Here is a 12585-nt window from a genome sequence, read left to right on the forward strand (position 1 = left end):
ACAAACAGGCTTAATTCATTTAAAAAACGAAAATATCAAGCTATTTTAATTCTATTTTAGTGAAATTTTTAGTTTTATCTGAGATTTTAAATCGTGCATCTGCACGTTTACCTACCACCCAAATAATATAATCACCAGAACATAAGAGTAACGTTTGTTCTTTATCTAGAAGTGACATTTTTTCGTCTTTAAAGTATTTACTAACCTTCTTTTTCCCCTTCATTCCTAAGGGATGAAAATAATCACCTTCTTCCCAATGACGTAACGTAAGAGGGAATTTTAGCTTTTTACAATCTACATATATAATGTTTGGACCGCAATCTCCTATTTGAGTCACTTTCTCAAAGAATAAAGTCCCTACAGGTGTTTTTATTTTATCGTCACAATCTGAAACCGTAATAACACCAGGATCTAAATTGGGGTTAAGATCACTTAACAATATATACTCGCGATCTTTAATTAAACGGTGCGTTTCGGAAAACACTTGTTTCCCAGATTGGGCATCCAAAAGATGCATAACGTCATTCCATTCAGTAAAACCGTAATCTTTTAATAGCTCAAACAGGTAAGCTTTAGGATGGTTTAGTTTTTTTATTTCTGAAATATTTAATCGAATTTCAAAATCTGAAACATCATCAATTATGCTATCTGAAACCGCATCAATACGATCATCTACAATGGCTTTAGAATCTTTTAAACATGTAATCGTATGATTAAAACTCTGTAATATTTGCGGATTAATGTCTTTTAAAATAGGCACTAAATCATGACGTAATTTATTGCGTAAATATTTGGTAGATGCATTACTGCTATCTTCTCGCCAAGATAAATTATGTTGTTTTGCGTAAGTTTCAATATCAACTCTCGAAAACGGTAATAATGGTCTTACAATATGTGCGTTTACTTCAGGAATTCCGGTTAAACCGTCTAAACCTGTACCTCTAATAAAATTTATTAAAAATGTTTCTAGATTATCATCGGCATGATGACCGGTAAGCACAATATCAAATTGCAATTGATTCATAAGATCTTCAAACCAATTATAGCGTAATTCTCGCGCTGCCATTTGTGTTGATACTTTAAAATCCTCGGCATACTGTGTGGTGTTAAAATGCTCAATAAACACTTCTAACCCTAAAGATTCTGCCCATTCCAATACAAAATCCTGATCGGCATCACTTTCGTCGCCTCTTAAATTAAAATTGCAATGTGCCAAAGCAAAATTTAAGTCTAATTTATGGCATAAATGCGCCAATACAATACTATCTACACCTCCTGAAATAGCGATAAGTAGTTTACTTTCTTTTAAAAAAGGAAGTTTTTGATCGAGATGTTTTTGAAATTTTTTTAACACGTTGTAAATGTACGTTTTTTTGCTTTTTTATACCTGATATTCTGCCTGAAAAATGAAGTGAATGATTAACTTTCTAAAACTTCACGCATTGCTTTTGCTTTCAACAAACATTCTTCATACTCTTGCTGAGGATCACTTTTAGCGGTAATAGCACCACCTACAGAATAAGAAACATACTTTTTAGTGGCGTTATAAAGGATACTTCTAATAATTACATTAAAATCGAAATCCCCTTCTGGAGAAATATAACCTACCGCACCAGAATAGAGTCCGCGTTTAGTAACTTCTAGGTTTTCAATAATTTTCATTGCCGAAATTTTAGGCGCTCCCGTCATACTTCCCATAGGAAAAGTGGTGGCAATAACATCTACTGGATGTGTGTTTTTTTTAACCGTAGAAACCACTGTTGAAATCATTTGATGTACTTGCGGAAAGCTATAAACTTTACACAGTTCTTTTACTTCAACGCTGCCTTTGGTTGCGGTTAAAGACAAATCGTTACGTACCAAATCTACAATCATAATATTTTCGCTACGTTCTTTTTCATTGACTGCTAAATCGGCTTTTAAGCCTGCGTCTTCTACTGTATTACTAGAGCGTTTGGCAGTTCCTTTTATAGGCTGAGAAATAATAGTGGTGCCTTCTTTTTTTAAATACCGTTCTGGAGAAGCTGATAACAGATATTTATCGTCTAGTTTTAAGAAACTTGCAAAAGGTGGTTTTGATATTGCATCAAGTTTATTGTAAATTTCTAAAGGATTAATCTTGGTGTTTTCGGCATAAAATTCTTGACAAAAATTAGCTTCATAAATATCACCACGATGAATATGTTGTAAAACTTGGTCTATTTTTTCAAAATAAGCCGCTTTATCAACTCTCATTTTAATTTTTACGGCTTCGCTGTTTTCTGTTTTCTGAGAGGCTTTAGAGTTGCCATTTTCAATAGCTAACAAATCTGATGCGATCTCATCATCAACCATATTAAGGTATCTAATTTCTAGAGTATCATCTTTTATTAAAAATATCTTTTTAGGCTGAAAAAAGCATAATTCAGGAAACTGTAACCCATCAAAATTTTGAGATTTTAGGGGTTCTACATCATTTTTTAAATCGTAAGTAAGGTAACCAAAAATCCAATCGTTAGTTAATGATTGGTACTCTTTAAGCTGCTTAAAAGCATCTGTATGGTCGGTTTGAATACACGTAATAGCATCTACCGCCAAAACCGCATCATAAGAAGAGTAACTTTGGGTGTAATTATTAGAATCTAACCATACAACTTCGCTAAACTGCTGACTCCATAATAATAATTTTTGTTTATATTGCTCAACGTTAGCAATATGATGATGTGCTGTTATTCTCAAATTAGTGATGGCTTAAATAGGTGTTCAAATTTATTAAGAAACTCTCAATTAGAATAATATTACATTATAATAGTTAACTAAAAACCACTAAAACCTACCCTAACAATGACTTTTAACCTTAAACGCTCTTTTAATTTTTTAACTTATAGTGTTTTCTTATTACTCTTTAGCGTTCAGCTTTCAGCTCAAAAAAAGAAAAACGCTAATGATTGGTACACTTATACTAGTGATGAAGCCAGTTATAGTTTACAACTACCAGATGCTCCAAATTACACCGATGATTACGGTACATTTAAAGTTTACACTTATAATGATAGCGACTCTAAACGTATATACTCGTTTTTTGCACTAAATTTAAGTGAGATTGCTGAAGGTAAAAAACCTAAAGCGATTGTTGAGAATTTTATAACGACAATGACCGCGAATTTAGGAGGCGAAGTTATTGACCAAAATACACTTAAATATAAAGATGGTTTACGTTATAAAGTGTTAGTAAAATTGAATGACCAAAAGCAACTTAACGCAATATACACGTATCAAAACGACTATTTGTATTATCAATCTGTTGAAGATTTTAACAATAAAACCGAAGATAAAAACTCTACACGTTTTTACAATTCAATACAAATTAAAGACCTAAAACCTAAAATTGAAGGTAAATGGATGTCTTACAGCAATGCTGAAGGTGCTTTTTCATTAAACGTACCAAGTGAGCCAAAAGATTTATCTCAAGAATACCCAAACCCGTTAGATGAAAACGGCGCACCTTACCTACTCCATTTATATTCGGTACAGGATTTAAAAAACGACGATAATTATTTATTTAGATATAACGATCAACCGGTAGGTTATTATATGGAAGATCCTGCGGCAGGATTTGAGTCGATGTTAGAAAGTTTAACAGCAAAATCTGAACTTGTATCAGAACCAAAAACTATATTTTTAGACGGTTATGAAGGTCGCGAATTTGAATTATTATTAGATTCTAGATTTCATTCTATTTGCCGTGTGTATTTTAGAGGAAATCGTACGTATTTACTTTTAAAGCAAAAATTAAATTTAAAAGACAAAGTAGATCCTAATGATGAGTTTTTCAATAGCTTTAAATTTATAGATTATGAAGACAACCAACTAACGCCATTACGACCAAAGGGGACTAATTTTCAAGTCTTATTTTTTGATAAAACAAAAGAAACTATTGATCTAGAAGGTTATGATGGGATTTACCTAAAAAACTCAAACGATTATTTTGCCCTAGAATCTAATAGCGGAAACGTGTTTCAGTTTGGGTATAGCGATCTGCAAGATTATTTTAAAATTAAAACTAAAAAAGAGTTTTATGAAACGAATATGAATTCTCTTGCCGATTGGAATGATTCTATTATTAGCCAGAAAGACATTAAAGTAAATGATCAAGAAGCTTTAGAATTCTACATAGAAAATCAAAAGACTAAAGTTGTTACGCGTCACCAAGTTTGGGTACAAAACAAGCGTTTATTTTTAATGACAGGGTATTTGAGTAAAGAATCTAGAGAAAACGAAATGAGTAATACCATTTTTAATTCGTTTGAAATTATAAAAGACGAAGCAGATTTTGATTACTTCTCTTCTAAAACTGATGTGCTTTTTAGAGATTTAAAATCTACCGATACTATAACTTACAACCGTGCTTTTGGCGCCTTTGATTATTATGAGTTTGATGAAAACGATCTTCCTAAATTATACAAAGCGCTTAACGATACGTATGTGTCTGAAGAAAAAACAAGTGCTATTTTAGATATGATTGTTTCAGAATTTTTAATTATTGAAGATGAAAACACTCTAAACGTTTTAAAAACATTGTATAACAAATCTGCCACTAACGATAGCTTAAGAGCGAGTATTTTAGTGACTATCCCTGTATTAAAAGACGAAAAAGCACTAAGCACATACCGTGACTTATTACTGGCATCTCCACCATTAAATATTGATAATTCTTGGGCAGTAACATCGCCATACAGAGACTCTCTAGAATATACCGTTGCTAATTATGACGATCTACTAAAATTAATTAAACATAAAGATTATAGAAACGAAGTGTTAAGTCTTGCCTCAAATATTTTTGATGACAAAACAGAATCTGTACAACTTATCACAGAAAATACAAATGCATTATTACAATATATTGATGAAGATTTACAAAGGTATTTAGCTACAAGAGTAGATGATGATAGTTATGATTATTCTGAAAACACCTTAATGTATTCGTACTTAAGACTATTTAATCGTTTAAAATTATCACATCCAGCTGTTGATACTTTTACAGCCGCTTTAATTGATAATGATGACGACAAGTGGATGGCTACACAAGCTTTAACTGCTAGAGTATTTAATAACCTTCCAATAGATAAGAAACGTACGGATAAAGCTTTTGAAGATTTATTTTCTAGATATGAACTTATAGAGGCGTATCATAAAACTAATCAGTTTAAAAAAGTGCCTAAAAAATATATTACTCCTGAAGAATTCTCAAGATTAGCACTCTACAATTATATTGGTGAAGACGAAGGTTATCCAGATCATCTTGAAACTTTAGGAAAAGTGACTAAAAACAAAGCAACCTACTACGCTGTAACTTTCTATTACAACAGCGAAGACGAAGATGAAACACCAACAAAATACTTTGGTCTTGTAGGACCAACACACGAATTTTCGCAAGAAAAACCGTTTGAAAACTACAGCTCATATTCAGATTGGGATGTGCTTGAAAAAGATTGGAAGTCACAAGCAAAAAAACTAATACCAAGTTTAATAGAATATGGCTATTAAATTCACAGATTAACCATATTTTTGCAAAATGGAAGAAAACATCACATTTCAGGATTTAAATTTAAATACACCACTATATAACGCTATTGAGGATTTAGGTTTTACAAATCCTACACCAATACAAGCGAAAGCTTATAGTACCGTAGCATCAGGTAAAGATGTAGTTGGTATCGCACAAACAGGAACAGGAAAAACATTTGCATATATGCTTCCTATTCTTAAAAACTTAAAGTTTTCTACTCAAGAAAACCCGCGTGTACTAGTATTAGTCCCTACTAGAGAATTAGTAGTGCAAGTTGTTGAAGAGATTGAAAAACTTGCAAAATACATTAACGTAAGAGTTTTAGGAGTGTATGGAGGTACAAATATTAACACTCAAAAACGCGCAATTGCTGATGGTGTAGATATTATTGTAGCCACTCCAGGTCGTTTATTTGATCTTGCAGTAAGCCGTGTGTTACAGTTAAAATCAATTCAGAAATTAGTTATTGATGAAGTTGATGTGATGTTAGATTTAGGTTTTAGACATCAATTATTAAACATTTTTGATATTTTACCTGAACGTAGACAAAATATTATGTTTTCGGCAACTATGACCGAAGATGTAAATGATATGATTGTTGAATTCTTTAAGAAACCTGAACAAGTAACTGTTGCTGTTTCTGGTACACCATTAGAAAACATAAAACAAGAGCGTTATAATGTGCCTAATTTTTATACGAAAGTAAATTTATTAGAACACTTATTACATGATAAAGAAGACTATAATAAAGTCTTAATTTTTGTGGCTTACAAAAAAATGGCCGATCGTTTGTTTGATCAATTAGAAGAATTTTTTCACGATCAATGTTGTGTGATTCACTCAAATAAAACTCAAAATTACAGATTACGTAGTATTGAACAATTTCAGGCAGGTGAAAACCGTATTTTAATTGCTACCGATGTAATGGCACGTGGATTGGATATTGATAACGTAAGTCATGTTATTAATTTTGATACCCCAACCTACGCAGAAAACTATATGCATAGAATTGGTAGAACCGGTAGAGCAGAACGTGAAGGGCATTCATTAGTATTTGCAACTGCTAAAGAGCAAGAGTCTGTAGAGACGATTGAGGAATACATGAATTTAAAGATTACCTTACAGGAGATTCCTGAAACAGTAACAATTTCTACAGAACTTATTGAAGAAGAACGTCCGCAAATACGCGAGCACAACAATCCTACAAAACGTAAAGATGAAGATGCTCCTGGACCTGCTTTTCATGAGAAGAAAGAAAAAAATACGAAAGAAAATTTAGGAGGTAGCTACAAATTTAAAATTGCAGCCAAATACAAAAAACCTAAAACAAGAGGAGATAAAAACTACAACAAACATAATAAAAAGTAATTTTTATTAATTTGATACAAATTTTAGTCCTAGTATAGAACTTATAAGTGTTGTTATAAAAAAGAGTCTCCAAAATGTTGCAGGCTCTTTAAACACTATAATACCTACAAGCACAGTTCCTACAGCTCCAATACCTGTCCATACAGCATACGCAGTTCCTATGTGTAATGTTTTAGTAGCTTTTACAAGTAACAACATACTTATTGCTAAACACAATAAAAAACCTACATACCAATAAGCTGTAGCACTTCCACTCGCTTCCTTAGCTTTACCTAAACATGTTGCAAAAGCAACTTCAAACAATCCTGCAATAATAATTAAAACCCAATTCATATGTCTAGCCTAATAGTGTTGTGTAAATTTAAGATTTTAAAACAGCACAACACTTCATTTATAGGTATAAAAAAACCCTTCCAAACGAAAGGGCATTTAAAAAACGTATAACAACTCTAGTACAAGTACTAATTTTTTATTTTAATTTGTGTCTCTACAATATCTTTAATGGGTACGATTAACTTCTCATTATCTCGTATTAAAGTGACTGAAATATTCTCAATAACTTCAATTTCGTACACTTCACCTTTAAACTCTATTTTCTTACCCAACTCATAGGTTTTTCTTACATAAAACATACGTAGTAAATCACTTACCATGCCTTTTGCGCCTAACCCAAATGCTAATGAAAAAGCAACTAATAATGCACCTAAAATCAGTGTTAAGTTTTGTGTGATGATTTCAGTATTAATTCCAGCTTGATTTAATGCTGTAATCCCTACAAACACTAAAATTAAAAAAAACACCACTTGACTTATAATTTTTGCGCCAGATAAATCCATAGATTCAAAAAACGAACGGATTCCTTTCTTAATAAAATTGGCAAAAACTAATCCTAAAACAAAAATGACTAAGGATGCAAATAACTGTGGTAAATATGAAAATAAGTGACCTATTTCTTCCGAAATAATTTTTAAATCCAAAACATCAGAAGCCATAATTATCAACATAATATACATGACCCATTTCACAAAATTAGATACTATTTTAATTGTATCAAAGCTTAATTTTTTGCCCTCAACAATTTCAATATCATTTAAAATGTCATCTAATTTATTAACTTTTGCAACCTTTAAAGCTTTCTTAACAATCTTTACAAGTAATTTAGTGAACAACCATCCTACTACAAGAATTACAAATACACCAATAATACTTGGTATAATTTTAGTCATTTCTAACCACATTGAACTAAGAGATTGTAATACAATATCTTTCCATTCTTCTACTTTATCCATTTTACTTAATTAATTAGTTTATTATTCAGGTTTATTATTTCTTTTTTTCACTACAGATGAAAATATATCTCCAATATTGTATGAAAATAACGCAGCCAATTCCATGAATAATTTAGCGATTGCTATATCATTCATCACTTTAGATTTAAGTTCATCAGGAACTTGCTTAAGTGGCTTGTCTATATCTTTAAACGGATTATCCATCATAAATTAGTTGTTATTATAAACGGTTATCAATTTCTCTTTAGCTCGCTTAACTCTCATTTTAACAGCACTTTCTCCTATACCTAAAACACTTTCAATTTCTTTAATCGTAAGGTTGTCTTGATATTTTAATAATAAAATCATTTTTTGTTCAGGAGAAATAAGCTCTAAAGCAACTTTTAACTTATCAACTTTCATATCATGAAAAGCATATTCAGTTTCATATTCTGTTGCCGAAATATTTTCAACATCATAATAATCTACAGCTTGATGCTCAATCTTTTTAGCAGTATCTCTAGTTACAAAATTCACGCAATGATTATATGTAAATGCATACAGCCATGTTGAGAATTTAGATTTGCCTTTAAAACTTGATAATTTTACAAAAAGTTTTAAAAACACATCCTGCGTCAAATCTTTAGCCTCATCATCATCTTTTGCAAAGCCATAACATTTATTATACACCACGGCAGAATACCTATCATAAAGGACTTCAAAATACAAGGTATTATTGGTCATAACAATAGACCGTATGAGATCTTCATCAGACAACTTATCAATATTAGTATTAGTTTTCAAATGTTAGGTAATTGAATTTTAACTATGTTCTCTAAGTTAGACACAGAAGTTTTTCCAAAGTCACCTTTTTACAAGAATAAAATCATAAAAAAAGACTCCTGTGGTCTAAAAAACCATAATGTACTCATTTACAACAATAAAAAACGACCAAAACATTCTTTTTTATTTTAAAAAAATAACATTTCATTTACATGTGTCAATAAAATCTCGTATTTTTAGTCTTAAGTATAAATAGTATTTCCCAAATATATTGCAGCAGTCTTTACACGATATCATCCCAAACTTAAAACCTTTTAATTACGAACAGCATCTTGAGGTGCTTTTTATAAACAGAGTATGGGTATTAATTAATGGTATTGCCAAAACTAAATCTGTATATGTTTTTAAACCCAACAACACCTTAATTATTACTAAAAATGAAATTACAATACAAAGTACATGGTATTTTGTAGATGGTAATAATTTAATCATACAAACTGAAGATGGCAATACACGTGTAGAAGTGTTTTATAAAGATGATGATATTTTAATAATTAATCAACCAGCAACTTTTGATTTTGCCTTTTTTGTAAATCAAAATGAAGATGAACAACCTATTAATTGCCTTGAAGATTTACAAGACTATTTAAAAAACAAATACACTGAAAAGGCTTCAAACCTGATTAAAGATCATCATTTTTTTTACATTTCATATGCTAAAGAATATGGTCCGTTTAGCGTAATAGAGCTTGCTGAAAAAGTAAAAAATAACAGAGTTAGTCCGTATGCTTTTGTAAGAGATATTAACGCCAATGATTACCAGAAAAGATTACGAATAAGAGATTTATTACGAGAATTATAATTTTTATCACAAATAACAACTCCTTATTATAGGAACAAAAAAAGCGACCAAATTGGTCGCTTTTTATATATGATAAACTGATAACTTACATTATATATGTAAAGCACGATCTCCAGTTGCAGCTAAAGCCGCTTCTTTAATTGCTTCAGTAAATGTTGGGTGCGCATGAGACATACGAGATACATCTTCTGCAGATGCTCTATACTCCATAGCTACAACTGCTTCTGCAATCATATCTGCGGCACGAGCTCCTACCATGTGTACTCCTAAAATTTCATCTGTAGTTTCATCTGCAAGAATTTTCACAAAACCATCAAGATCCATACTCGCTCTGCTTCTACCTAAAGCACGCATTGGAAATTGTCCTGTTTTATATGCTACACCAGCTTCTTTTAATTGTGCTTCTGTTTTACCAACTGCAGCAACTTCTGGCCATGTGTAAACAACTCCTGGGATTAAGTTATAATCAATATGTGGTTTTTGTCCTGCTAAAGTTTCAGCAACAAATGTTCCTTCTTCTTCAGCTTTATGAGCTAACATAGCCCCTTTAATAACATCACCAATAGCGTAGATGTTTGAAGCACTTGTTTGTAAGTTTTCGTTTACATCAACTAAACCTCTGTCTGTTAATTTAACTCCAGCAGCTTCAGCATTTAAACCTTCTGTATAAGCGTGACGCCCAACAGCTACTAAACAGTAATCTCCTTTAATTTCTACTTCTTCACCTTTTTTGTTAGTCGCTTTCACGATAACTTCATCACCAACGCGTTCCACAGATGTTACTTTGTGAGACGTATTCATTTTGAATTTTTGTTTCTTTAAAACTTTATTAAGTTCTTTTGAAATACCTGCATCCATAGTAGGTAATATACGGTCTGCATATTCCACTACAGTTACATCAGCACCAAGACGTTTGTAAACTTGTCCTAACTCTAATCCTATAACTCCTCCTCCAATAACAACTAAATGTTTAGGGATTTCTTTAAGTTTTAAAGCTTCAGTAGAAGTGATAACACGGTCTTTATCTAAAGTGATAAAAGGTAATGTTGCTGGTTTTGATCCTGTAGCAATAATAGTATGTTTTGCTTCAATCTCTGTAGTCTCTTCTCCTGTAATTGTAATATGAGTGGCGTCTTTAAAACTTCCTAAACCTTGGTATACATCAATGTTATTTTTCTTCATTAAGAAGTCAATACCACCAGTAGTTTGGTCTACAACAGATTGTTTACGAGCAATCATTTGTTTTAAATTAACTTTTATCTCTCCTGGAATATCAATTCCGTGCTCCTCAAAATGCTTAATAGCATCTTCATAATGGTGAGACGAGTCTAAAAGTGCTTTACTTGGAATACACCCTACATTAAGGCAAGTTCCTCCAAGTGTTGAATATTTTTCGATAATTGCAGTTTTCATTCCTAGTTGTGCGCAACGTATGGCTGCTACATATCCTCCAGGTCCTGAGCCGATAACGGCTACATCGTATGTACTCATAAAAAGTAGTTTGGTTTTTTATTTATTTCGCTTTCGCTGAAATGCTAAAGATTTATATCTAAAACAAAAGTACGAATTTGTCTGATGAATTGCGAATCACTTTTAATGAATTTTCAATTTGTTTTTTATGTTGGAAATCCCAACATAGCTCCCATCCCAACTGTAAACAACCAACACCCGTAAATAGCATGTTCAATACTCACTAAAAGTGTAGATTTTGTTTTTAGATAAGTGAGTGCAAATAGGATACCGCCTACAAAAGTGATCAAAATGACTAGGCTGTTTTTAAACATTAAATGCGCTAACGAAAACACAATAGCATTTACAAAAACAAACAGCCACTCAGTCTTAAACAAATCCTTATAACGTTTAAAATAAAGTGTTCTGTATAATAACTCTTGAGGATACACCGAAAATACACTGTAAAAAAACAAGATAAAAACCCACAATATCGGTTTTACGCTTACAATTTCAAATAGCATTGTTTGATCTGTAAAAAACACAAATAACGAAGTGATTACAGCTATTACTCCAAATTTTAAGGCTGTAACTTTCCAAAAAGACACCCAATCAATACCTTTCTGTATTTTAAAGGATACCTTTTCTACCTTCAGAATTAAAAATAAAATGTATAAAAAGCCTAAACCGCTTAAGCTTAATTTAAGCCATACCGGATAGCTCATCACAAAACTGACTGGAATTAAAATGAATACAATAAAAAACTCAATGCTTTTGTAACGGGCTGATTTCATAATACAAATATATTAAATACTTATTGCTGTGGTATGTTTAACTTCACTCATAGCAAACATACTGTGCGTACTTCCTATATGATTTAAAGAGGTTAATTTATGCACCATAAATTCCCTAAATGCCTGCATATCTTTCACCATTACTTTTAGCAAATAATCATAATCACCACTAATATGAAAGCATTCTGTAACTTCTTCTAAATTTGCTACATCACGCTCAAATTCCTTCACATAGGTATGAGAATGTTGTAGGAGTTTAATATGACAAAACACAACAAAAGCCTTCGCTACATGCTCTTTATTTACAAGCGCCACATATTTATCAATCACACCTTCGCGTTCTAATTTCTTAATACGCTCATAAACAGCAGTCACCGATAGATTGAGATTTAAAGACAACTCTTTATTAGTTTTCTTACTGTCTTGCTGAAGCAACTCTAGTAATTTTTTATCAATAGCATCGAATAGCATGGTTTTGGAAAATTTTTCGTTTAAATATCATTTATCGTATAA

The 12585-nt window shown here is 31.6% G+C and carries 12 protein-coding genes; 3 read left to right on the top strand and 9 right to left on the bottom strand.

The genetic code is table 11. The features are described from left to right. Positions 1 to 40 precede the first annotated feature (40 nt). Both tilS and pabB read right to left on the bottom strand, forming a co-directional pair. Positions 41 to 1354, bottom strand: a complete 1314-nt coding sequence (gene tilS / locus ACU4C5_RS14300; RefSeq protein WP_446844890.1) for a tRNA lysidine(34) synthetase TilS — start codon at positions 1352 to 1354, stop codon at positions 41 to 43. A 65-nt stretch (positions 1355 to 1419) separates the two neighbouring features. Further along, positions 1420 to 2718 carry an aminodeoxychorismate synthase component I gene (gene pabB, locus ACU4C5_RS14305; protein WP_446844891.1) on the bottom strand — a complete coding sequence of 433 codons (1299 nt, stop codon included), beginning with the start codon at positions 2716 to 2718 and terminating at the stop codon, positions 1420 to 1422. Positions 2719 to 2823: 105 nt separating this feature from the next. Here pabB and ACU4C5_RS14310 point away from each other — a divergent pair, with 105 nt between their 5' ends. Together ACU4C5_RS14310 and ACU4C5_RS14315 are read left to right on the top strand one after the other, a co-directional pair. Next, positions 2824 to 5526 (top strand): hypothetical protein, encoded by a 2703-nt coding sequence (locus tag ACU4C5_RS14310; protein ID WP_446844892.1) that lies wholly within the window; start codon positions 2824 to 2826, stop codon positions 5524 to 5526. Positions 5527 to 5566: 40 nt separating this feature from the next. After that, a complete protein-coding gene (locus ACU4C5_RS14315; RefSeq protein WP_446846466.1) occupies positions 5567 to 6916 on the top strand; it encodes a DEAD/DEAH box helicase in 1350 nt (449 codons plus the stop codon). A gap of 6 nt (positions 6917 to 6922) precedes the next feature. Here the strand turns inward: ACU4C5_RS14315 and ACU4C5_RS14320 are convergent, their stop codons facing one another. The 4 genes from ACU4C5_RS14320 to ACU4C5_RS14335 form a co-directional block, all read right to left on the bottom strand. After that, a complete protein-coding gene (locus tag ACU4C5_RS14320; protein WP_446844893.1) occupies positions 6923 to 7249 on the bottom strand; it encodes a DMT family transporter in 327 nt (108 codons plus the stop codon). 128 nt (positions 7250 to 7377) lie between these two features. Further along, the gene (locus ACU4C5_RS14325; protein WP_446844894.1) at positions 7378 to 8205 is read right to left on the bottom strand and encodes a mechanosensitive ion channel family protein; all 828 of its coding nucleotides are present in this window, start codon (positions 8203 to 8205) and stop codon (positions 7378 to 7380) included. Positions 8206 to 8226: 21 nt separating this feature from the next. Beyond that, on the bottom strand, positions 8227 to 8412 hold the full coding sequence (locus tag ACU4C5_RS14330) for a hypothetical protein (RefSeq protein WP_446844895.1): 186 nt from the start codon (positions 8410 to 8412) through the stop codon (positions 8227 to 8229). A gap of 3 nt (positions 8413 to 8415) precedes the next feature. Further along, entirely contained in the window at positions 8416 to 8988 is a 573-nt protein-coding gene (locus ACU4C5_RS14335; RefSeq protein ID WP_446844896.1) for an RNA polymerase sigma factor, read from the bottom strand. Positions 8989 to 9238: 250 nt separating this feature from the next. On the opposite strand from ACU4C5_RS14335, the gene ACU4C5_RS14340 reads away from it, so the two are divergent. Next, on the top strand, positions 9239 to 9829 hold the full coding sequence (locus tag ACU4C5_RS14340) for a hypothetical protein (protein WP_446844897.1): 591 nt from the start codon (positions 9239 to 9241) through the stop codon (positions 9827 to 9829). A gap of 90 nt (positions 9830 to 9919) precedes the next feature. On the opposite strand, the gene lpdA is transcribed toward ACU4C5_RS14340, so the two are convergent. The 3 genes from lpdA to ACU4C5_RS14355 all read right to left on the bottom strand — a co-directional run bounded on the left by lpdA (position 9920) and on the right by ACU4C5_RS14355 (position 12543). Next, positions 9920 to 11320 (bottom strand): dihydrolipoyl dehydrogenase, encoded by a 1401-nt coding sequence (lpdA, locus tag ACU4C5_RS14345; RefSeq protein WP_446844898.1) that lies wholly within the window; start codon positions 11318 to 11320, stop codon positions 9920 to 9922. Positions 11321 to 11445: 125 nt separating this feature from the next. Beyond that, positions 11446 to 12072 carry a CPBP family intramembrane glutamic endopeptidase gene (locus tag ACU4C5_RS14350; protein ID WP_446844899.1) on the bottom strand — a complete coding sequence of 209 codons (627 nt, stop codon included), beginning with the start codon at positions 12070 to 12072 and terminating at the stop codon, positions 11446 to 11448. A gap of 12 nt (positions 12073 to 12084) precedes the next feature. Further along, on the bottom strand, positions 12085 to 12543 hold the full coding sequence (locus tag ACU4C5_RS14355; protein WP_446844900.1) for an Lrp/AsnC family transcriptional regulator: 459 nt from the start codon (positions 12541 to 12543) through the stop codon (positions 12085 to 12087). Between the last annotated feature and the right edge of the window lie 42 nt (positions 12544 to 12585).

It is taken from the genome of Lacinutrix undariae, from assembly GCF_052934785.1.